The sequence below is a fragment of the Flavobacterium sp. KMS genome (assembly GCF_000813005.1).
Taxonomy (GTDB): Bacteria; Bacteroidota; Bacteroidia; order Flavobacteriales; family Flavobacteriaceae; genus Flavobacterium.
The window spans coordinates 1-23174 of record NZ_JSYP01000022.1 but is presented as its reverse complement, the minus strand read 5'-3'; the positions used below and the strand labels follow the sequence as shown (position 1 = coordinate 23174).

Annotated in this window: 20 protein-coding genes; 15 read left to right on the top strand and 5 right to left on the bottom strand. The window is 32.4% G+C overall.

Going from position 1 to position 23174, the window contains the following annotated elements:
* Positions 1–9 precede the first annotated feature (9 nt).
* From OA93_RS19130 to leuS, 4 genes are all read right to left on the bottom strand, one after another.
* Positions 10–600, bottom strand: coding sequence for a hypothetical protein (locus tag OA93_RS19130; protein ID WP_039115424.1), 591 nt, complete (start codon positions 598–600; stop codon positions 10–12).
* A complete protein-coding gene (locus OA93_RS19125) occupies positions 590–1060 on the bottom strand; it encodes an RNA polymerase sigma factor (protein WP_039115423.1) in 471 nt (156 codons plus the stop codon). Before OA93_RS19125 ends, OA93_RS19130 begins: the two co-directional genes overlap by 11 nt.
* On the bottom strand, positions 1060–1911 hold the full coding sequence (locus tag OA93_RS19120) for an alpha/beta hydrolase (protein WP_082001850.1): 852 nt from the start codon (positions 1909–1911) through the stop codon (positions 1060–1062). Before OA93_RS19120 ends, OA93_RS19125 begins: the two co-directional genes overlap by 1 nt.
* Positions 1912–2139: 228 nt before the next feature.
* Positions 2140–5019, bottom strand: coding sequence for a leucine--tRNA ligase (leuS, locus tag OA93_RS19115; protein WP_039115421.1), 2880 nt, complete (start codon positions 5017–5019; stop codon positions 2140–2142).
* A gap of 270 nt (positions 5020–5289) precedes the next feature.
* On the opposite strand from leuS, the gene OA93_RS19110 reads away from it, so the two are divergent.
* The 7 genes from OA93_RS19110 (at position 5290) to truB (ending at position 11754) form a co-directional block, all read left to right on the top strand.
* The gene (locus OA93_RS19110; RefSeq protein WP_039115420.1) at positions 5290–5637 is read left to right on the top strand and encodes a LysR family transcriptional regulator; all 348 of its coding nucleotides are present in this window, start codon (positions 5290–5292) and stop codon (positions 5635–5637) included.
* A 326-nt stretch (positions 5638–5963) separates the two neighbouring features.
* Positions 5964–7964 carry a TonB-dependent receptor gene (locus OA93_RS19105; protein WP_039115418.1) on the top strand — a complete coding sequence of 667 codons (2001 nt, stop codon included), beginning with the start codon at positions 5964–5966 and terminating at the stop codon, positions 7962–7964.
* Positions 7965–7981: 17 nt separating this feature from the next.
* Positions 7982–8578: a molybdopterin-dependent oxidoreductase gene (locus OA93_RS19100; protein WP_039115416.1), complete on the top strand. Its 597-nt coding sequence runs from the start codon at positions 7982–7984 to the stop codon at positions 8576–8578.
* Between the two features lie 396 nt (positions 8579–8974).
* A complete protein-coding gene (locus OA93_RS19095) occupies positions 8975–9850 on the top strand; it encodes a permease-like cell division protein FtsX (protein WP_039115415.1) in 876 nt (291 codons plus the stop codon).
* A 54-nt stretch (positions 9851–9904) separates the two neighbouring features.
* Positions 9905–10153 (top strand): DUF3098 domain-containing protein, encoded by a 249-nt coding sequence (locus OA93_RS19090; protein ID WP_035617389.1) that lies wholly within the window; start codon positions 9905–9907, stop codon positions 10151–10153.
* Between the two features lie 99 nt (positions 10154–10252).
* Positions 10253–11050: an undecaprenyl-diphosphate phosphatase gene (locus tag OA93_RS19085; protein WP_039115413.1), complete on the top strand. Its 798-nt coding sequence runs from the start codon at positions 10253–10255 to the stop codon at positions 11048–11050.
* Positions 11050–11754, top strand: a complete 705-nt coding sequence (truB, locus tag OA93_RS19080) for a tRNA pseudouridine(55) synthase TruB (RefSeq protein WP_039115412.1) — start codon at positions 11050–11052, stop codon at positions 11752–11754. The genes OA93_RS19085 and truB overlap by 1 nt, the downstream gene beginning before the upstream one ends.
* A gap of 484 nt (positions 11755–12238) precedes the next feature.
* On the opposite strand, the gene OA93_RS19075 is transcribed toward truB, so the two are convergent.
* A complete protein-coding gene (locus tag OA93_RS19075; RefSeq protein WP_039115410.1) occupies positions 12239–12847 on the bottom strand; it encodes a thioredoxin family protein in 609 nt (202 codons plus the stop codon).
* Between the two features lie 195 nt (positions 12848–13042).
* Here OA93_RS19075 and pyrH point away from each other — a divergent pair, with 195 nt between their 5' ends.
* The 8 genes from pyrH to OA93_RS19035 form a co-directional block, all read left to right on the top strand.
* A complete protein-coding gene (gene pyrH / locus OA93_RS19070; protein ID WP_035617376.1) occupies positions 13043–13750 on the top strand; it encodes a UMP kinase in 708 nt (235 codons plus the stop codon).
* 75 nt (positions 13751–13825) lie between these two features.
* Positions 13826–14389, top strand: coding sequence for a ribosome recycling factor (gene frr / locus OA93_RS19065; protein WP_039115408.1), 564 nt, complete (start codon positions 13826–13828; stop codon positions 14387–14389).
* A 105-nt stretch (positions 14390–14494) separates the two neighbouring features.
* Positions 14495–16993: a DUF5686 family protein gene (locus OA93_RS19060; RefSeq protein WP_039115407.1), complete on the top strand. Its 2499-nt coding sequence runs from the start codon at positions 14495–14497 to the stop codon at positions 16991–16993.
* Positions 16994–17462: 469 nt separating this feature from the next.
* Positions 17463–18584 (top strand): hypothetical protein, encoded by a 1122-nt coding sequence (locus OA93_RS19055; protein ID WP_131474512.1) that lies wholly within the window; start codon positions 17463–17465, stop codon positions 18582–18584.
* A gap of 23 nt (positions 18585–18607) precedes the next feature.
* Complete coding sequence (locus OA93_RS19050; protein ID WP_039115404.1) at positions 18608–19102, top strand: DUF4280 domain-containing protein; 495 nt, start codon at positions 18608–18610, stop codon at positions 19100–19102.
* A complete protein-coding gene (locus tag OA93_RS19045) occupies positions 19095–21863 on the top strand; it encodes a DUF2235 domain-containing protein (protein ID WP_039115402.1) in 2769 nt (922 codons plus the stop codon). The genes OA93_RS19050 and OA93_RS19045 overlap by 8 nt, the downstream gene beginning before the upstream one ends.
* A 5-nt stretch (positions 21864–21868) precedes the next feature.
* Complete coding sequence (locus OA93_RS19040; protein WP_082001848.1) at positions 21869–22906, top strand: DUF2931 family protein; 1038 nt, start codon at positions 21869–21871, stop codon at positions 22904–22906.
* Between the two features lie 68 nt (positions 22907–22974).
* On the top strand, positions 22975–23174 hold a 200-nt coding region (locus OA93_RS19035; RefSeq protein ID WP_039115397.1), incomplete at its 3' end, for a DUF2931 family protein.

Here is a 23174-nt window from a genome sequence, read left to right as displayed (position 1 = left end):
AGCTTTTTTTTATGATTCTAATTGATTATTAACTTCTTCAAATTTTGCAATTAGATCATTCAACTTTGATTGTTGTTTTTTAATTTGTTTTGGACGAATATAAAACCAATTAAAGCCCATCCAAAGCAAGGTTACTCCGTAAGTAAAAACGCCCCATAAAGTCGCCATTCTCGATGTATATTCATAGAGATAAAAACAAATTCCAACTCCAAGTAAAAGAAAATACAAACTCAACATTTTAGATTGCATAAATTGTTGCTTCTTTTTAATTAAAATCAGTTTCTGTAAATATTCCTGATTGGTTTGAGCGGTAACAATATTTTTATACGTTGATACTAATTGATTATAAAAAAACAAATAAATAACCATTGCTAAAATCGTTAAAACGATTCCAATTTTTGTCGAAATAAATTCCGGTTGATAAGTGTACCAAACAAAAATAATGAAGGCACAAGTTGCAAAAAGCAAAATATTGGTGATCCATAAAGTACATACTCCAGCTTTTTTAAATTGTTTTAATCTTGCTAGTAAATCTTCTATATTGGGCTGACTTACGGTTTGTTTTTTCCATAAATCTTTAAAGTCTATATTATTGTCCATTTTCTTTAAATTTTAGAGTTAGTTTTTCTTTAATTCTATGAATTTTCACTCTTATATTCGCTTCCGAGAGACCTACGATTTTAGCTATTTCGGCTTGTTTTACATCTTCTAGTTCGAGCGAAATAATAATACGGTCCGTTTCTGGTAATTCGGCGATGCATTTGTACAAAAATTGAATTTGTGGTTCTAGCGAATATTCTTTTTCCTCGGTAATATGTGCCGGAAGTTCTGATTTTGGAAAACGTTTTCCTTTTTCTATTTGTCTAAGGCAATTATTAGATGCAATCCTAAAAATCCAGCTTCCGATATTGGCTTCGTTTCTAAAAGTGTGGAGTTTTTCCCAAATAATAATAAATGTTTCCTGAGCAATATCCTGTGCAATGTTGTAATCATTTACGTAACCCATGCACAACCTAAAGACCTTTTCCCAATAGGATTTATATAGCTGTTCAAACTCCATTATTTCGATTTTATAAAGTTGGTTAGTTGGGCTAAATACCAATCTTTGTCATCATACATGATAAAATGTAATCCTTTGTTTGCATATTGAAGATTAGCATTTTTTAAGTTTTTATATTGAGCTTCGATTGCAGGTTTCATGTTTACAAAATAAGCTTCCAGTAATATGAGTGAAGGACATTTTATGGTTGCGATTTTATCTCTTAAATCAGTGTTTGAAAAATCACAAAACATTTCGGCAAATGTTTTTCTGTCGGATTTAATACTCCAGCTAAGTAATAAATCTTGTTTTGTAGCATCTTCTAAAAGTCTTGGAAGGTATTTTTTTTGATTTTCAGAAAATTGCTCCTCAGACATTGCTGTCATTTTATTGATTATTGGCGTACAATCATTATTTTCTTTTGCTTTAAAGGAAGGATCCATCAAAGCCGACAAACAAGGAAGAGCATCAACTATTACAATTTTACCTATCAATTCCGGATAATCTGCGGCGAGAGCTAGAGTCAGTCCGCCACCCATACTATGACCTACTAAAATTGGTTTTTCTATTTTGTTAGCTTTTATGTAATTAGCTATTTCTGTTTCCCAATTTATAAAAGAAGCATTTGGTTGCGGTTTTACTCCTGCAAAACCCGCCATTGTAAAAACATAACAGGTAAAATCTTTTTCGAAGTTAGGTTTTGTATCGTTCCACACATCTCCAGAACTAGCAAATCCAGGTAAGAAGATTATAGATTGTTTTCCTTTTCCAGTTTTGGTAATTTCAAACGGATACGATTTTGTTTGTCCGAATACATTTAAACATAATGCTGAAAATAAAAGGGCGATAACTAAGAAGATATACTTTTTCATTTTAATAGTTTTTAGTTGTTAAATGATAGAATTTGCTTTTTAGATACAGGAGTTGTTAAAATGTTACAACAAAAATAAAAATTTCAATAAAAAAATTAAAATTCCAATGTTGGTGGGGATTTTAAGAATGGGAATTTTAATTTAATAAAAAAACTTTGCACAAAAAAAATTCCAAACCCCAACAAAAGTTGGAATTTGGAATTTATAAAATATTGTAAATTGAATTTATTATCCAACCAAATTAATGATTTTTCCAGGAACAATAATTACTTTGTTTGGTGTTTTACCATCCAATTGTTTTAATGTTCTTTCGTCTTTCATAATGATTTCTTCGATTTGTTCTTTGGTTAAATCCAAAGGCAATTCGATAGTGAAACGCATTTTTCCGTTAAACGAAACTGGGTATTCTTTACTGCTTTCTACTAAATACTTAGGTTCAAAAGTAGGGAAAGCAACAGCTGCAATAGATGTTGTATGACCTAATAACGACCATAATTCTTCCGCAATATGTGGTGCATAAGGCGAAATTACAATTGCCAAAGGCTCAAGTATAGCACGAGAATGACAGTTTTGTGTAGATAATTCGTTTACACAAATCATAAACTGAGAAACAGAAGTATTAAAAGAGAAACTCTCCACATCTTCTACCACTTTTTTAATGGTTTTATGTAATGATTTTAAGTTGTCTTTTGTTGGTTCGTCATTGGTAATAATCAAACCATTATCATCAAAATACAAACGACATAATTTTTTCAAGAAACCAAATACTCCCGAAATTCCAGCAGTATTCCAAGGTTTAGCTTGCTCTAATGGTCCTAAGAACATTTCGTACAAACGTAATGTATCAGCACCGTATTCATTACAAATATCATCCGGAGTTACCACGTTATAATATGATTTCGACATTTTTTCGACCTCACGACCTACAATATATTTACCGTTTTCATCAAAAATAAATTCGGCACTATTAAAATCTTCTCTCCAAGCTTTGAATTTTTCAATATCCAATTCATCCGAAGAGTTTACGAAATGAACATCAACACGAATTGGCTGTACATTTTGATCTCCAATCTTATTTTTAGAAATAAATGTATTTGTACCTTCAAGTCTATAAACATAAGCAGTAGTTCCTAAAATCATTCCCTGATTAATCAGTTTTTTGAATGGTTCTTCAGTTGGAGCAAAACCTTTGTCTTTTAAGAATTTATTCCAGAAACGAGAATACAATAAATGTCCTGTTGCGTGTTCGCTTCCACCAATATATAAATCGACACTTTCCCAATAAGCCAAAGCTTCTTTACTTGCAAATTCATTTTCGTTATGAGCATCCATATAACGCATCCAGTACCATGAACTTCCTGCCCAACCTGGCATAGTGTTCAATTCTAATGGAAAAATAGTAACGTTATCAGCCAAGTTAGTATTTACAACAGTATTGGTTTTAGTATCCCAAGCCCAAACGTTTGCATTTCCTAATGGAGGCAATCCGTCTTCGGTTGGTAAATATTTCTCAACTTCAGGTAAAATAATTGGTAAATGTTGCGCCTCAATCATTTGTGGCAATCCATTTACATAATATACTGGGAAAGGTTCTCCCCAATAACGCTGACGTGAAAATACGGCATCACGCAAACGATAATTGATTTTTCCTGTTCCTTGATTTAGTTTTTCTAATTCGGCTATCACTTTTTGAGTTGCCTCTTTATAATTTAATCCGTTTAAGAAATCAGAATTTGCAATTTCTACATTGTCTTTTGAGCCGTAAGCGGCTTCAGAAATATCAACATTAGCAAAAATATTTTTTATAGAAGGCATCCCTTGCTTTCCTTTAAAGAAATTTGCAAAAGCATAATCTCTTTCGTCTCCACAAGGAACGGCCATTACAGCACCAGTTCCGTATCCTGCTAATACATAATCACCAATCCAAACCGGAATAGGTTCTTTGGTAAAAGGATGTTCAGCATAAGCACCTGTAAATACTCCCGAAATAGTTTTTACATCGGCCATACGCTCACGCTCAGAACGTTTTGCAGTTTTTTCGATATAGGCTTCAATCGCTGCTTTTTGTTCTGGAGTTGTAATCTCAGCAACCAAAGGATGCTCAGGAGCCAATGTCATAAACGTTACTCCAAAAATGGTATCAGGACGAGTGGTGAACACGTCTATTGCTCGCGGCTCTGAGCTCTGGGCTGAGGGCACTACACGGAAAGAAACCATTGCTCCAACCGATTTTCCAATCCAGTTACGTTGACTTTCTTTGATGCTTTCGCTCCAGTCGATATCGTTAAGACCTTGCAACAAACGCTCTGCATAAGCAGAAATACGCATGCTCCATTGTGTCATTTTTTTACGGATTACAGGATAACCACCACGCTCAGAAACACCATTTACGATTTCGTCATTTGCCAAAACAGTTCCTAAACCAGGACACCAGTTTACTTCTGTTTCTGCCAAATAAGTTAATCTGTATTGTAATAGTATTTTTTGTTGTTCATCTGATGAAAATGATGTCCATTCGCTTGACGAAAAACCTATTATATTATCATCGCAAACTGCATTTACGTTTGAATTTCCTTCTTTTTCGAAAATAGAAACCAAAGTCGAAATATCTTCGGCTTTATCAGCATCTTTATTGTACCAAGAATTAAACAATTGGATAAAAATCCATTGAGTATGCTTGTAATAATCAGGATTTGAAGTACGAACTTCTCTGTCCCAATCAAATGAGAATCCTATTTTATCTAATTGCTTTCTGTATCCGGCAATTTGTTTACCTTCTTTATCTACACCACCATCAATATTTACACGAGTAGTATCTTCCGGGCGTTGACCTGTTTGTATAGCATATTGCTCAGCAGGTAATCCGAAACTATCGTAACCCATCGGGTGTAAAACATTAAAACCTTGGTGTCTTTTAAAACGAGAATACACATCAGAAGCAATATAACCTAGCGGGTGCCCAACGTGTAATCCCGCTCCAGATGGATAAGGAAACATATCGAGTACGTAATGTTTCGGCTTTTCGGAATTATTTTCGGCTGCAAAAGTTTTATTGTCTGCCCAATATTTTTGCCATTTGGCGTCTATTTCAATCGGATTGTACTTCATTATAAAAGATTCAAAGGTTCAGAGTGACAAAGATTCTAAGGTTTTATCACTGAATTATAAGTTGGCAAATTTACGTTTATTGTGCATTGTACCAAAGTTATTTTTTAAGATATAGGATTAATGATAAAAATCAGTATTTAAAAAAACGGGAATACATAAATTTGTGGTTTGCAGGTAGGAATGAATTTTTTGTTTTTTAAAATATTTAAGCAATTGAGAGAATAATTTTACTTAAAATTTGAGTATTTTAGATGCGTTTTTAAAAGATAAATGGGAGATAAGAAAAAATATTCTATTGAAGTTCGACTTTGGATTGAAGAAGCCGAAGGGCCTTTTTTGGGTATTGGCAAGATTTGGTTATTGGAGAATATTAAAAAAACGGGTTCTATTACCAATGCTGCCAAAGAAATGAAAATGGCGTACAGACAAGCGTGGCAATTGGTTGAGGAGATGAATCAGCGTGCTGAATCCCCTTTGGTAGAGAAACTTCTGGGAGGAAAAGGTGGTGGAGGTGCACGATTGACTGAAGCTGGAGAAACTGCAATTACTGTATTTTATGAAATCGAAAAAAGAATTAAAGATTTTGCTCAAAAAGAAGCTCAAAATTTAAGGTTCTAAAATTTTTTAATAATCAGTATTCATTTTAAAACATATTGAAAAAAAGTGTTGACTAATTATAGTCGATTGAGCATAATGGTTTTTAACACATAGAAACATAGATTTTATGTGTAAAAAAGAACACAAAAAGAAATATATTTCTTTCACATAGAATGGCTATGTGTATTTTAAATAAGTGAAACGCCTTCTTTTGAGTTTACAAAGTCTATGTTTCTATGTGTTAATTTTTTTTTTTGGGAGTTATACTTAACTGACTAATTATAATCAAAAATAAAAATGCCAATCATCAGTGTTCTTTTAAAAACATACTGAAAATAATTAAAATTATGAAGTTAAAAATTATAATGTTTTTACTATTTCCGCTCATTGGATTATGCCAACAAAACAATCAAGTTGCTGTCGATTCGGTAAAACCTACTAATATGTTTATGCTTGGAGAAGTTATTATAAAAAATAATAAAACCAAGGATACGCTAAATAGGGTAACGACAAAAAAGATGGAATCGCAAAATAAAATGGATGTTTCGCAGGCATTAAATATGCTTCCAGGTGTGAGTTTAACTGCTTCGGGACCAAGAAATGAATCTATGGTTTCGATTCGTGGGTTTGATTTAAGACAAGTTCCAGTTTATATGGACGGAATTCCAGTTTATGTTCCTTATGATGGTTATGTAGATTTGGCTCGATTTACCACTTTTGACCTTGCTGCAATTGATGTTTCTAAAGGATTTTCATCGGTGCTTTATGGCCCGAATTCATTAGGAGGAGCAATTAATCTTATCTCAAGAAAACCTTCGAGAATATTAGAATATGATGGTTCGCTAGGTATGATTAATTCCAATGGATATAAAGGTAATATTAATATCGGTTCTAATCTGGGGAAATTTTATGTTCAGGGAGGATATTCGTATTTGCATCGCAACTCGTTTAGAATGTCGTCTAATTATGTTCCTTCTAAAAACGAAGATGGAGGCGAAAGAGACAATTCCTATCGTACGGACCAGAAAATTAGCTTTAAAGTAGGGTGGACTCCAACCGAAAAAAGCGAATATGCAATAGGCTATATTAATCAGCAGGGCGAGAAAGGAAATCCTGTTTATGCGGGTGATGATGTACTGAATTCGCTTTATGCAAAACCTCGTTATTGGCAATGGCCTAATTGGGATAAAGAGAGTTATTATTTTATCTCCAATTCAAATTTTGATGATAAGAACAGTTTTAAAACGAGAATATACTACGATAGATTTAAAAATACATTGGATAGTTATGATGATAATACCTATTCGACCCAAACTAAACCCTATGCATTTCAGAGTAATTATAACGATTATACGTATGGAGGAAATCTAGAATATGACACACAAATAATTCCGAAAAATAACCTTAAGATTGCGTTCCATTTTAAAGAAGATGTGCATCGGGAAAATAATCTTGGCGAACCTGTGCGTAATTTTGTAGACAATACAGTTTTGATTGGCATTGAAGATGTTTATAAAATCTCGAACAAATTTACTTTGGTTCCCGGAGTGAGTTATAATATCAGGAAAAACAAAGAAGCTGAAGATTATAATAGTACTACAAAAGTAATTTCTGATTATCCAACGGCAGGTGCAAGCGATGCTTTTAATGCGCAAATAGGATTTTTTTATCAGCTAAATGAGAATCAAAAACTAGGAGCAACCGTTTCTCAGAAAACACGATTTGCAACTATTAAAGATCGATATTCATACCGAATGGGAACTGCGATTCCTAATCCAGACCTAAAACCTGAGAAAGCAGTAAACTATGAAATAAATTATACAGCAAATCTTTTTAGCAAAATAACATTTCAAACGGCTGTGTTTTATAGTTCGCTAACTGATGCGATTTTAAATGTAAGTAATGTTATGCCAGGTAAATCGCAAATGCAAAACTTCGGAAAAGCAGAATATATGGGAGTTGAGGCACAAGTGAATTATGTGCTTTTGCAGAATTTATCTTTTAATGTTAACTATACTTATATCGAAAGAAATAACCTGACGGATCCGACCATTCATTTTACCGATGTGCCTAATACTAAAGTTATGGGAACGGTAGAATATCAGCCAATAAAATTACTGAGATTAATAGCTAACTCTGAGTTTAATTCGTCTAGAATTAGTACTAGTTACGGAACGAGAGTTCCAGATTACACCCTTTTAAATCTTTATGGATCGGGTAAAATTGCTAAAAACTTTAGTATCGATGCCGGAGTAAATAACATATTTGATAAGAACTACAGCCTTGTAGAAGGATATCCCGAAGAAGGACGCAACTTTTTTGTGACGCTTCGTTTTTTTAATAACTAAATCAAAAATAATTTTATATGAAAACTCAAAATTATATTCTTATTCTATTAATTGCATTTTCATGCACGATGTGTAATTCTTCTAAAAAGGAAAAAGAAGATGCTGTTGCAAGTGAAAAAGTTTCAAAAGTGGATAACGATAAACATCCAGTTCTTACGCCAGAAGATAGTTTAAAACTGGTAAATCATCAAATTGAAGTAAAAGGCGAAGTAGAGTTTCCGTTGCAATTAACTGTAGATTCATTGCGTAAAATGAAAGTGGTAACCATAAATGATTTTAAAGTAGTTTGCCAGAGCGGAGAAGTTAAAAAAGATGATAAAACTTGTAAAGGAGTTTTGCTAAGAGACATTTTAGAGAAAGCTAAAATTAAGCAAAGCGGTCATAAAGACCGAAATTTTTATATTGTAGCAAGAGCTTCAGATGGGTATATGGCAACATTTTCTTGGGCAGAGATTTTTAATAATCCAACAGGAGAAAATGCCTATGTTCTTTTTGAAGAAAATGGTAAACCGGTAAAAAATGGAGAAATGATTACGATTTGTAAAAATGACATAAAAACGGGTCCGCGCCATGTTTCCTGGCTTAAAAGTATAGAAGTTTATAAAGTTAAGTAAAGGTTCTGAGTTACTAAGGTTCAAAGGTTCAAAGTTACAGAGGTTCAAAGTTCACAAAGCTCTGTGTTGATAAAGCTTTGCGAACTTTGCGTTTATACAAAACCATGCATTTAAAACCTTTGCGCGCTTTGCGGTTAAATCAGCTTTTAAGGTTCTGAGGTGCTAAGATTTTTAATAAGTAAGCTCGTAAAAGACAAAGTTCGCAAAGCTCTGTGTTGATTCAGCTTTGCGCACTTTGCGTTTTTATAAAGTCGCGCATTAAAAAAACTTGGCGTACTTTGCGGTTAAATAAACTTTTTATTCAATGTCTAAATGTATAATTATAGTATAAAAGTTCGTTATTAGCTGTAAATAATGAAATTCTTTATTATTTTTACCACATAATTTAAGCAAACTATGAGTTCTAACTTTGATAAATTTCAAAAACGCAGGTTAATTTCCTCTTATTTTTCGGTTGTATTAAGTGTATTTCTGGTTTTATTCCTTTTGGGAGTACTAGGATTGTTCATTATTAATTCTAAAAAATTAGCAGATGATTTTAAAGAAAAAATCGCAATGACGGTTTTCTTTAAAAACGAAGCTAATGATAGTATAATAAAGGCATTTAATACGGAATTGAAAAGAGCTCCTTTTGCAAGATCGTTTGTTTATGTTACTAAAGAAGCTGCTGCTAAACAACATACCGATATTATTGGTGAAGATTTCCTAACGTTTTTAGGAGAGAATCCATTATTGAATTCTTACGATATTCACTTAAAAGCCGATTATGTTGTTAGAGATAGTATTACTAAAATAGAAACTAACTTACGCAAAAACACTATGGTTTCGGATATTGTTTATGACAAACAATTAGTAAATCTGGTTAATGATAATATCAAAAAAGTAAGTATGTGGATTTTAATTATAAGCGGATTTTTAACTGTAATTGCAGTACTGCTTATTAATAGTTCATTACGTTTATCAATACATTCTAATCGATTTATTATTAAAACAATGCAAATGGTTGGTGCTACAAAATCGTTTATTCGTAAACCATTTGTAATGCGAAGCATTAAATTAGGATTAATTGGTGCTGGTTTAGCAATTGTTGCTTTAATCGGACTTTTAATATATGTAGATACAAACTATCCAGGACTAGGAATATTAGATGATAAAGCTCTTATTGGGTTAGTATTATTGGCTGTTTTAGGAATCGGAGTTTTAATTACTTGGTTAAGTACACACTTTGCTACACAACGTTTCTTGAATTTAAGAACCGACGATCTTTATTAAAAAGTGCATAGTCGCAGTATTCAGTAAACATTATAACAGAATTTAATTTTAGAAATGAAAAATAAAGAAGAACAAAAAAAACAGGAATTCCTTTTTGATAAAGTAAATTATAAAATTTTATTGGTTGGGATTGGTGTAATTGCATTAGGATTTATCTTAATGGCAGGTGGAGGAAGTGATGATCCAAATGTTTTTAATGAAGCTATTTTTAATTTCAGACGTATTCGTTTGGCTCCAACTACAGTTTTGATAGGCTTTGGAATCACAATTTATGCTATTCTTAAAAACCCTAAAACAGACTAATTAGACTTCTTAGACATTTTAGATCTTTAGATTATTAGATTAATCTTTTCTGAAAAATCTAAACAGTCTAATATTCTAAACAATCTAACAATCTAATAAATGGATACTTTACAAGCTATTGTTTTAGCCATCATTGAAGGAATCACAGAATTTTTACCTGTTTCTTCAACTGGTCACATGATTATTGCCTCATCATTTTTTGGGATTGCCCATGATGATTTTACCAAACTTTTTACGATTGTAATTCAACTAGGAGCGATTCTTTCGGTTGTAGTTTTGTATTTCAAACGTTTCTTTCAAACGCTAGATTTTTACTTTAAATTATTGGTTGCTTTTATACCAGCAGTTGTTTTAGGATTACTATTAAGTGATTTTATAGATGGTTTATTAGAAAATCCAGTTACAGTTGCAATTTCACTTTTACTAGGAGGAATTATTTTATTAAAAGTAGATGAATGGTTTAGTACACCAAAAGGTGCTGAAACATCCCAAGAAATTACCTATTTGCAAGCTTTTAAAATAGGGATGTTCCAGTGTTTGGCAATGATTCCTGGAGTTTCTAGAAGTGGAGCAAGTATAGTAGGAGGTATGTCGCAAAAATTGACAAGAACTACAGCCGCAGAGTTTTCATTCTTTTTGGCAGTTCCTACCATGTTGGGAGCAACGGTTAAAAAGTGTTATGATTATTATAAAGCAGGATTCGAATTATCGCATGATCAGGTTAATTTATTGATTATTGGTAATATTGTAGCTTTTATAGTAGCACTTTTGGCTATTAAAACCTTCATAGGATTTTTGACTAAAAACGGATTCAAAGTATTTGGATATTACCGAATTATTGCAGGAATTGTATTGTTGCTAATTCATTTCTTTATTCATCCGCTTACAATTATATAATGAATACTCCCGAAGATTTTTTAAACGGACAAATTTTACTAATAGACAAACCTTTACATTGGAGTTCTTTTCAGGCAGTAAATAAGTTAAAATATGCACTGATAAATAAAGCTGGATTACCAAAGAAATTTAAAATTGGTCATGCAGGTACATTAGATCCTTTGGCAACAGGGCTATTACTTATTTGTACAGGCAAGTTTACCAAAAGAATTACCGAGTTGCAAGGTCAAGCCAAAGAATATACAGGTACTTTTTTTATTGGAGCTACCACGCCTTCATATGATTTAGAAACCGAAATCGACCAAACTTTCCCAACGGAACATATCGATGAGGTCTTGATTCATGAAACGGTAAAACAGTTTTTGGGCGAAATAGATCAAAAACCACCAATTTATTCGGCTATAAAAAAAGATGGAGTTCGTTTGTATGAGCATGCTCGTGCAGGAGAAACTATCGAAATTGCAAGCAGAAAAACTACAATTCACGAATTTGAAATTACTAGAATCGCGCTTCCGGAAATCGATTTTAGAGTAGTTTGCAGCAAAGGAACTTATATTCGTTCATTAGCCTTTGATTTTGGAAAAGCAATGAATTCTGGGTCTCATTTAACTGCTTTGCGAAGAACCAAAATTGGTGACTACGATGTGAAAAATGCTATAGATGTTACTTTGTTTGAAGCTTCTTTAGGGTTGAATAAAGAATAAATTATTTCGGAGTAATCCTGTCTTCATGATTTTCTCGGTTTTCCTTTAAAACTTAATATTTGAGTTTATTAAAACGTATTGAATGAAAGAGTTTAATCTTTCTGTCAAATTGATAAATAATAAAAAAGCACATTATAAATAAGATATTATAATGTGCTATTTTTTAAGTATCACTATTTCATAAATTGTGTTTTTTGAGGTTAATAATGAGATATGTTTTTCCCTCCAAACAAGAATCGCGAAAAAAAATCGTAGAACTTTTCAAATAACTTTTTCATAATAGTGCATTTTTTAATTGTTAGACAATAAATAGACACCAATAAAAAGAGCAAATAAAAAAGTAAATAATAGAATTGGGACTATAGTAGCAAGTTACAAAAAATAAATTAAAAATAAATATTTTTTTTGATCTATAATCCTTGTTTTCAGTGTTTTAGTTTGTATTTTGCAAATATTTAAGATTTGTAGCAAAAAATACAATTAGTTATCCTTCCTGTTTTTCCATGATTTCCATGATTTCATCCTGTGTAGAAACTCCTTTATCATGAAGGTACCATAATTGTAAATTGGCCTTGATAGTTTCATCAAAAGCTCCAAATTCTTTTTTATAGTTGTTTACCAAGTCAATTGCTCCTTTTGGGCGTGGTCCCCAATCGGCAAGAACTTCAAGTTTTTCTTTATCGATTATAATTAATTTCGGAATTGCTTTTCCTCCATTTGTCAAGAACAGATTCATTAACTCAGGATTTTCATCACGAAGTACAATTTTCAGATCGATTTTGTTTTCAGATTCTGTTGCCATTTTATAAATAATGGGCAATAATTGTGCGGCATCTCCACACCAACCTTCAGAAATAACGAGCCAAATATAATTTTTGTGAACATTTTGTAGCTTAGAAATCGTTGTTTCGGTAATTTTTATTGTTTTTTCCAGCCGATTCATTCGAGTTTCGTTTAAGCTGCTATAATTTGTTAAATCTTCGGATTGTTCTAGTCCTGTCGATTTTCCTTCGGCTAATAAATCAGAAACAAGTTTTCGGTATTCGATATATGAATAGCTATTGGACAGGGCGTTGGAAATACATTTTTGCATAAATTTTATTTTTTTATGAAATACAAATTTACAGCTTTAATAGAAACCGATGCTGATTTTTGTCATGTTGTGTCCTAAATACATTATTAAAATGGACGTTTTATGCAAAAAAGAGAAGATAAATTAATTTTTTTAAAACACTATTTTTAAAAATCAGAATATGTCTATATTTGCACAAACCAACGCAACATAGAAATGAAATACAAAAGAATTCTTCTTAAATTAAGTGGAGAAGCTTTAATGGGAGATTTACAATACGGAATCGACCCAAAAAGATTGGACGAATATGCCGAAGAAATTAAGCAAATTCATGCAAAGGGAGTAGAAATTGCCATTGTAATTGGAGGAGGAAACATTTTTAGAGGAGTTTCTGGGGTAAGTTCAGGAATGGATAGAGTACAAGGTGATTATATGGGAATGCTTGCTACTGTAATTAACGGAATGGCATTACAAGGCGCTTTGGAAAATAAAGGAATGTTAACGCGTTTGCAAACGGCTCTAAAAATAGAATCAATTGCAGAACCTTATATTAAAAGAAGAGCAGTACGCCACCTTGAGAAAAACAGAATTGTGATTTTTGGTGCAGGTACAGGAAACCCTTACTTTACTACAGATACAGCAGCAGTTTTAAGAGGTATAGAAATTAATGCCGATGTTATCTTAAAAGGAACTCGTGTAGACGGTGTTTACGACTCAGATCCAGAGAAAAATGCATCAGCTGTAAAATTTGATTTTATCTCTTTTGAAGATGTACTTAAAAAAGGATTAAATGTAATGGATACTACTGCTTTTACATTAAGTCAGGAAAATAAATTACCAATTGTGGTTTTTGATATGAACAAAATCGGAAATTTATTGAGAATTTGCGAAGGCGAAAATATTGGAACTGTAGTAAATATATAGTATTCAGTTACGGTTTACAGTCGCAATTGTCGACTTGAACTGAAAACTGAGATTGAAAACTGAAAACTTAAAAATATGACTGAAGAAATCGAATTTATCTTAGATAGCACTAAAGAATCAATGGCAAATTCTATTGCACATTTAGAAAAAGAATTTCTAAATATTCGTGCAGGAAAAGCATCTCCAGCAATGCTAGGAAGTGTTTTTGTAGATTATTATGGTTCAGCAACACCACTTTCGCAAGTAGCTAAAATTAGTGTTCCAGATGCAAGAACGATTACTTTGCAACCATTTGAAAAAAATATGTTGCAAACAATTGAAAAAGCAATCATGGTAGCCAACATTGGTTTTAATCCTATGAATAATGGAGATGTGATTATCATAAGTGTTCCGCCATTAACTGAAGAGCGTCGTAGAGATTTGGCAAAACAAGCAAAATCTGAAGCAGAAGATGCTAAGATTGGTGTGAGAAACGTTCGTAAAGACGCTAACACAGATATTAAAAAATTAGAAAAAGAAGGAACTTCAGAAGATGTTTGCAAAAGCGCAGAAGAAGAAGTACAAAACTTGACTAACAAATATATTAAACTTATTGATGAGTTATTGGCTACTAAAGAAGCTGAAATCATGAAGGTTTAATCTTTTTATAACGATTAAAAAATCCGTCTTGTTAATTTTATACGAGACGGATTTTTTTATTCTTACTTTTGTGTATCCTAGCCAATTTATAATATTGTTTTCTGTATGAAGTTATTGTGTTTCTTGACATTGTTTTTCACGCTTTCTATACAAGCGCAATTCCAGATAAACGGAATTGTAACAGAAAACGCTACCAATAAACCACTTCCTTTTGCTACAATAATTACAGATGATGGTATGAATACCATTACCGATGTTGATGGGAAATTTACGCTCCAATCGATTTCTAGTATCGAATATTTTTCGATTTCTTATATAGGATATAACTCCATTACAATTTATACTTCTCCCAATAAAAAGTTTTATAAAATAAGCTTAGCTGAATCTACAGATGCTTTAAAAGAAGTTGTAATCTCAAACGAGAATCCCGCTCTTGAAATCATAAGAAAAACAATTGCGAATAAGAATAAAAATAACCCCCAAAAAAAATTAACAAGTTTTGAGTATAAAACTTATAACAAATTAATAGTAACGGCCAATCCAGATTCTATAAACTCAAGGTTGGATTCTATTTTTGTGCAAGAAGCTATAGGGCGAAGATTTATTAAAGTAGATTCTGCTAATTTTAAATTCAAAGAAATTTCTAATAAGCAGCATTTGTTTCAAACCGAAAAAGTATCTCAATATCAGTTTGGCAACAAAAAACTAAAAGAAACCATTCTGGGAACAAAAATGGCAGGTTTCAAGCAGCCTATTTATGAAATTATAGCATTTAATCTACAATCGATTTCTATATACGATTCTAATTACGAACTTTTCGAAACCAAGTATAATAGCCCAATTGCCAAAGATGCTTTAAAAGACTACAGCTATAAGTTGCTAGATACGGTTATGATACAAGGAAGACAAACCTATATGGTTTACTTTAAAAACCGAATGAAGAAATCCGAATTAGGTCTAGAAGGAGTTCTTTATGTTGATCAGGATAGTTATGCTATTGCAAAAGCTGTAATGCGTATAAAAGGCGTACTTGACATTAGCGGAATTCATGAGTTTGATTATATTCCGGAGGAGAAAATATGGTTTCCGAAGAATACAACTTTCAAAATCGTAAAAGGAAAGAATGACGACGATATTAAGATTCTTGGCGGAACAATTCAGTTTGATGGAGATGCCGAACAAGAAGATATACACAGAAAAAAAGGAGCTTCGGATTATACATATCTAATGTCCGAAAGCAACAATTTTGATGTTCATTATAATAGACCAATAGAAATAAAAAATCCATCTATCTATATTGAGATTACAGACGATGCTATAAAAAAGCCAGAGAGTTTTTGGAATAAATATCGAAAAGATAGTTTAGATATTCGTTCCCAGAAAACGTACATGCTATTAGATAGTATTTCGTTAAAGAAAAGAGTTGAAAGCAAAATTAGGTTTGGGCGAAAAATTATTAATGGCTACTTGCCGTTAAGTGTTGTCGATTTAGACTTAAGAAAACTATTTAGTTATAATAATTACGAAGGATTCCGATTTGGTTTAGGAGGAGTTACCAATGAGCAGTTTTCAAAAAAATATAAGATTGGTGGATATACTGGTTACGGGACAAAAGACGGTAACTTTAAATACAACCTGGATTTATCTACAAGAGTCGAAAGATTTTCGAATACATGGGTAGGAGCATCATATACTAATGATGTAAGAGAGATTGCAAGTACCGTTTTTGCAGTAGATAAAAGAGTATTTAAACTCTATGATCCAAGACCCATAAACATTAGTACTTTTTATAATTATGTTAGTTGGGCTAGTTATGTGGGTACTCGAATTGTACCGAAGACAGAAAGTATTTTTGAGCTTTCGCGTTCTTTTATCGAACCCAAGTTTGACTATGCTTACAATTTAAACGGAAGATTGTATACTAACTATGTTATGACAACGGCAATGTTATCATTGGCTTGGAATCCGTTTAGTGATTATATGCAAACCCCAAACGGGCGAATTGAAACTGAAAAAAGATTTCCGAAGTTTACCATACAATACACTCAATCATTGCCTAAAGTGATGGAAAACGATTTTAATTTCTCTAAAATAGATTTTAAAACCGAATACGAGAAAAAATATCTGAATGGGCAAAAAACAAGTTTGCTCTTGCAAGCAGGATATGCAATGGGCGATGTACCAATTACACACTTATACAATACCTCTCCGAATAATATTACCAAAGAAACAATGATTCAGAGAATAACGTTTGCAGGTAGAAACAGTTTTGAAACGATGTTTTTTAATGAATTTTTCTCCAGCGAATATGCTATTTTTCAGGTAAAGCATGGTTTTAACCGATTTAAAATTATCAAGAAAGTAAGACCGTCATTAGTGTTAGTCTCGCGTATGGCGTGGGGAAATATGAAAAATCCAGAACAACATGTTGGGATTGACTACAAGACGTTAAATAAAGGATTTTTTGAATCGGGTATAGAAATTAATCAGATATTTAATGGTTTGGGATTAAGTGGATTCTATCGCTACGGACCAAATCAGTTACCTAGATTTGAAGATAATATCGCCGTTAAATTGAGTTTTGTACTTAATTTAGGTATATAAAATACACTATTTTAGTTGTAAATCTCTTCTCACCCAATCTCTATTTTTTTAAATTAATAATTAAATTATAGTAAGGAGCATTCTCCTGCTGTACACTCTATCTTTTATGGCAAACCCCGCCATAAAAGGATGCCGTTCCCATCAGGGCTAAAAAATAAAAAACTTTTAAATTTTCCCTAATTCCTTGTAAAGTCTCAAACGGATTTTTTTTAAATCAGTATAAAAAACTATTTCCATCTGCGTCTTTAATTTTTGCAAACACTTATTATCCAAGTCTTTTTATACGCTAAATAGTCATAAAAACAATGTGTTTTTTAGGAAATCTTTTGTCTTTTTATTCATGTATTTGTAAGAGAATGATTTATATTTGAGTTTTGGAAGAATAATTTTATGTTTTTGATACTTAAATAACTATAATCTAAACGTTATTGAAAAATTCAAGAAAACATGAATAATTTAAATGATTAGTATGGATTTAAGAAAAGTGGAATTTGACAAAGGTTTTAGCTTAGATTTTGGAGCCTCGGAGGAGAAAAGAGTTTATGGGTTTACATATGAAAATTTCGAAAATAATATTCTAAAAAATCAAATGCATTATGAAATAGAAATTGATTTTAAGAATGATAATTATAGTAACAACTACATTCTCGAAATTAATAGAAAGCAAATTTTCATAAACAATCAAATTCCAAACTTCAAAATAGAACAGATTGCAGATAAAGCTGCACAAACTATATTTCCTCTTTGTATAAAAGTGAAAAAAAACGGAGAGATTGAAGAAATTCTTAGCTGTGAAACAATAAAAAAACGTTGGCTTTTAGTAAAGGAAGGACTTTTAAAATATTATAAGGAAGAGATCATTCTTAAAATCATAGATAAAATAGAAATAGTTTTATTAAATGAAAATTTGCTAAAGCAATCTATTAGTCAAAATTGGTTTTTTCAGTTGTATTTTAAGCCTTTATATGTAGATTATACCGAAAAATTAAGATGCAAATTCATTTGGGATTCTCCAGTATTTGGCGACCAATCGATAAAATATGGCGTAGTACATACCATTAAAGAACATTATTCATTAGATAATAAAATAAGTATAAATGCTGATGGGATTGCTATAGACGAAAGAACGATTGATGAAATAAGAACAGGTTATAAATTTCCAAAAAGCAAGTTATCAGGAGAAGAACAAGAAGCAGTAGTATCTTCTATGAATGTAGATTATAAACTATATGTTGAAGATCGAAGTATTTTCTCGGCAACAGGAACTTTTGAAACCAAAATAAACGAAAAGACACAACAAAAAATTCAAGTTGAGTTATATCATTTCCCTGAAACCAGTTCTTTCAGACCTTGGAGTGATGCAGTCAGTAAAGAAAATCAAAGAATATTTGAATCTTATCAAAAGGAAGACAATGATATTATTGATGTCATGGCAGTGATAAGAGAAAAACAGGCACTAAAACCAGAACCTGAAAGAATATTGGGAGAACCACGTGAGAAAATACAACTTTATATACATGAAGAGCCAGTAGCAAAAGAAGAAATTGGTTTTCTAGGTAAAATAAAATCTATTTTCAATAAAAATAAATAAGTCAACTTAGTAATAAAGTACCTATGGCCGAAAAACATTTTGTAGTACAGGGAGCAACTTGCCAATGTAAGTTTAGTGTTGCCCCCGAAACAGATATATTGCAAGTAAAGACCCAGACTAAACATTATGCTAATGACAGTGAAGGGAAGGAAAAATTAATTGCTACCAGTAAAGATATTGGACAAACGATGAAGAAAAACACCTTTGGGAAGTGTAAAAAGCAACCTTCAGGTTCTGATTATCTGCCTTGTCAAACCCAGATTACTAAGTGGAGTGGTTTTTACGAAAAAGTAACATATTCCAACAAAGGAAACCCATTGCTTGAAGACAGCAAAGCCACCTGCCCAATGGGAGCTCCCGATTGTATAACGATTAAAGACCATGGACAAACAGCCGATTTATCTAAGAAAAACACTGAAAGTTGCCCACCAGAGATACTCTATGAAATACTACCAGGAGTAAATTTTAGCGATTTAGAAGATAATGTTCTACTGATTAATAATACACAAGATGAGTAAGGATTTACATATTACCCCAAAAAAACCTCTAGAAATAGGTCAAAAATGGGATGCGGGAATAAATTGCTTAACACTTTCTAAGGCAGGAGTATTTACGGTTACTGCCGAGATAGATAAATATGTAGATGCAATGTACGCTAAGCCCAAACCTTTTGCAGCTGTAAAAGAAGAAGTTTATAATAATATGACACGGGATAGTAAGCGTAATTATGAAAATAAATTCAAGGAGTATAACAAAGCCTTAGCTGATTATGAGAAAAATATAGCTGCCGAACGAGCACATATACAATGGGCTTGGCAGGTAGTAGGCAAAGGAATTCAGGCAGATAGAATCACACATAATAATACGCTCAGTTTAGGAGTTTCTAGTACAAACGAAAAAAGAATTAATTTTCCTAAACTATTAGAGGGAGTAGGCTTGACTTGGCTCGAAATATTTAGCTCAAAAAATCCTGCAATAGGTGTACCACCGCATGGTATGTACATACGAGCTGTAGGCACACCTGAGGTTATTGCAGCCGAATGGCGTGACTATACAGGTAAACTAATAACCGAGGAAATTGCATTTGGCTCTACAGTATACCTCCATATTTATACCCAAGCTTTGTATGAGGAGAAGATAGAGATACAATTAAGAGATACAAAATTTATAAATGCCGATTTAACTCCAACACCAAGTGATAAAGACGGAGATCCTATACAAAAACTTGAAGCAAAACCATTAACACGATTTACTCGTGTTGTAAGCGCACATAAATATGATACAACTACAAAACCACCTTCGGGAACAATTACCGATGCCTTGATTACCGACAAAGGAGAGGAGCAAGTATCTAGCGCCAATGTACAAAAATGTGTGTTTCCTGTGTTTGTAGAGCAAGCTTGGCAAATACAGGGAGCAGGAACTTTTGATAGTGGAGAAAAATTAAGTATAAACCCTATTGTATATCATTCAAAAATAAAAGATAAAAAAATAGATTTAGACGATTGTATCCTAAAAGTTTCTAAAAATGGAGTGCTCAAAAAAGGGGAATTATCGGGGAATAACCCATTAATGCAGGGCGAAGCCGAAAAAGGCGAAGGTGCACCCGAAGAACAAAAGAAAATTGATTTTACTTTTGGGGTATTTATCGATGGGACATTAAATAATATGTACAATACTATTGCCAGACAAAGTTGGGAAGATGATCAGATTAAGAAAAAACATCCTAAACATTCAGAAGCGCAACAGCTAGCTAACTTAGAAAACCCGCAAGAACGATTAAAAGTGGCTGCATCAAGTCAAGACCAAATAGGTGATGTAGATGAAAGTAGCTATAAGTATAAAGAGGATAATAGTTATGAAAATGATTTAAGTAATCCTGCTATTTTGTTTAAAAATTATTTGGAAAATAATGAAGATAAAATGCATCCAGTATTTAAAATTTATTCGGAAGGGATTGGAACAAATACTTTAGCAGATAAAGGTAGTATTGAAAAAAAGGCAGAAACTTTACCTTTAGAAAATTATGATTCAGATGATCTTATGGAAGGACCTGCTTTTGGGCAAGGTAGTGCAGGAATCCTCGACAGGGTAAAAAGGGCAATCGAGTTGATGGCAGAAAAAATTAATGTAAGTGATACAGATGAAGTTGGTACAATTACGGTAGATGTTTTTGGTTTTAGCCGTGGGGCAGCAGCTGCACGTTGTTTTGTACATGAAATAACCAGACAATCGTATAAAGCTACAGCTGTTTCTAAGTGGGGAGGAATTGTTTACGAAGATGCAAATGGTTATGAGGTAAGTGATGAATATAATAATAAAAGACTCCCTACTAACGGAATGTTGGGGTATATTCTTACTGAGAAAAACAAAATTACTTTTGATAGACTAATTATCCGTTTTGCTGGCATCTATGATACAGTACCACATCACGGGTTTGTTGAAAAGAATGATGTTAAAGATTTAGGTCTAAATTCGATAAGTAAAGCCAAATATACGGTACATATGGTAGCTGCAGACGAGCATCGTGCCAATTTTGATTTGGTAGATATTTCCTGTATTACAGGAAAAACAGGTGGCGGAAAAACAGATAGAGGTATCGAACTGTATTTACCAGGAGTACACTGTGATGTTGGTGGAAGTTATGTAGAAGGCAGAAGCGAAACAAATGGAAGAATAATGGTAAGCCCCTTATTTTCAAGTTTAGATCTAGAAAAAGAAAAAGAACGACTGATAACGCAGGGTTGGTTCAAGAAAGAAGGTGAATTAGATATTCATTGGGACAATGCAACAAGAACACTTATAAATGGTTTTGCTAAAGTGTTATCGTCCAAGAGAAAAGCAATCAGCAACCAGTACAGTTATATCCCATTACATTTAATGACTCAATTTTGCGTAGATAAAGAAGTTGGGATTAATATAGATGGGATTAAAAAAGGATATAATTTTAAAAATACCAAATTTTCTGATGCAGCTTTTTTACAAAAAATAAAAACTCGCTTACAGGAGTATGCTTTTCAAGATGGAAAACTATTTGATTATGAAACTGTACCAACGAGAACAATTGTGTATAGCTCCGATGATCATACGGCAGTACAGAAAGAAGAGGAAAGAAGAAAAATAGAGGAAGATAATCTTAATGTTGATATAAAGAAATTACGTCATGACTATTTGCATTGGAATGCTTATTATGGAGAAGGACTTACCAATACATTAGCACAAGCGAATAAGCCCAATTTTGAAGGTAAGACACGTAAAAGAGACATAAAAGGAAAGTAAAAAATATGAAAATAACGCATCAACTATTATATTTAGGAATAGTATTAATACTATCCTGTAATAAATCAAACAAAGAAAAAATGGAAGATAAAAAAGATTTTAGTTGGGCTGTTACTGTAACAGCTCCTTTTCATTATCCAATTGATATACATAAAGGGTATTTAAGTAATGATAAAAAGATGATTGCCGCATTTGTAAGTACAGGAGTTAATCAAAGCGGATGGAGTTATGATGGGAATGCTATGTCGGGAGGAAATACTATGCCAACCTTATTATCACTAGTCTGGATAAGTTATGCTGAAAAAAAGTTCTGGAAAATAGAAACTTCAATAGATCAAGCTACTCAACACAAAATACTGACATTGTTTAAGGAAGGTTATATGGACAAGGATAGAGCAGGGATATGGTCTCATATAACTTATAAAAATATTACTGTTGGTCTGGCTCCTGGTGGTACAGTAGTATTATGGGTTACAGGTAAAAATAGAAGGGTAGAAGTGGCTCATTATCAAGCTAAAGAAACTTTTGTAAGTGTAGATGAATTTTATAGAAACCCTGATGAAGATACGCAGCAAGAATTTTACGATTATTTTTATAATGCATACATTCCAAAAGAAACCCAAGCTTACATAAAAGAGAAAGGAGTTCCTGTAAATTTATGGGAGGAATATAGAATAAAATACAAGTATCATTTTAACTTACATTTTTATAAAGCTGATAAAGAATGCTTGGAAAGATATACTAAGTATGTAAATGGTGAAGAAGAAAAAGAAAAAGTAGAAGAAATAGCATTAGATAAAAGCAGAGCTTTACCTGAGTATGCTAGATTTTATTTTAGTCAGTATAATGCAGAAGCTGAGTTTGATGGAGAAGAAATATTGGCCGCTTTTAAAAAAATAAGCAAGAATCATCCTGATAAAAGTATAGAGATTGAAGCAAGAGTGGCTTTTATGTACAAAACAGTAACATTTACAGTTAAATGTGAGGGCGAAGAAATTTCGTTGGAAAAAGTAACTGTGAGAATGTGGAAGAATAAAGTATAATGTTAAGGTACAGTGTTATAAGTTTGTATGTTCTATTCTTTTTTATTTGTTGTAATAAAAAAGAAGATATGAGCAATAGAACTGATTTTAATTGGGGAGTTACTGTAACAGCTCCTTTTCATTATCCAATTGATATACATAAAGGGTATTTAAGTAATGATAAAAAGATGATTGCCGCATTTGTAAGTACAGGACTTAATCAAAGCGGATGGAGTTATGATGGGAATGCTATGTCGGGAGGAAATACTATGCCAACCTTATTATCACT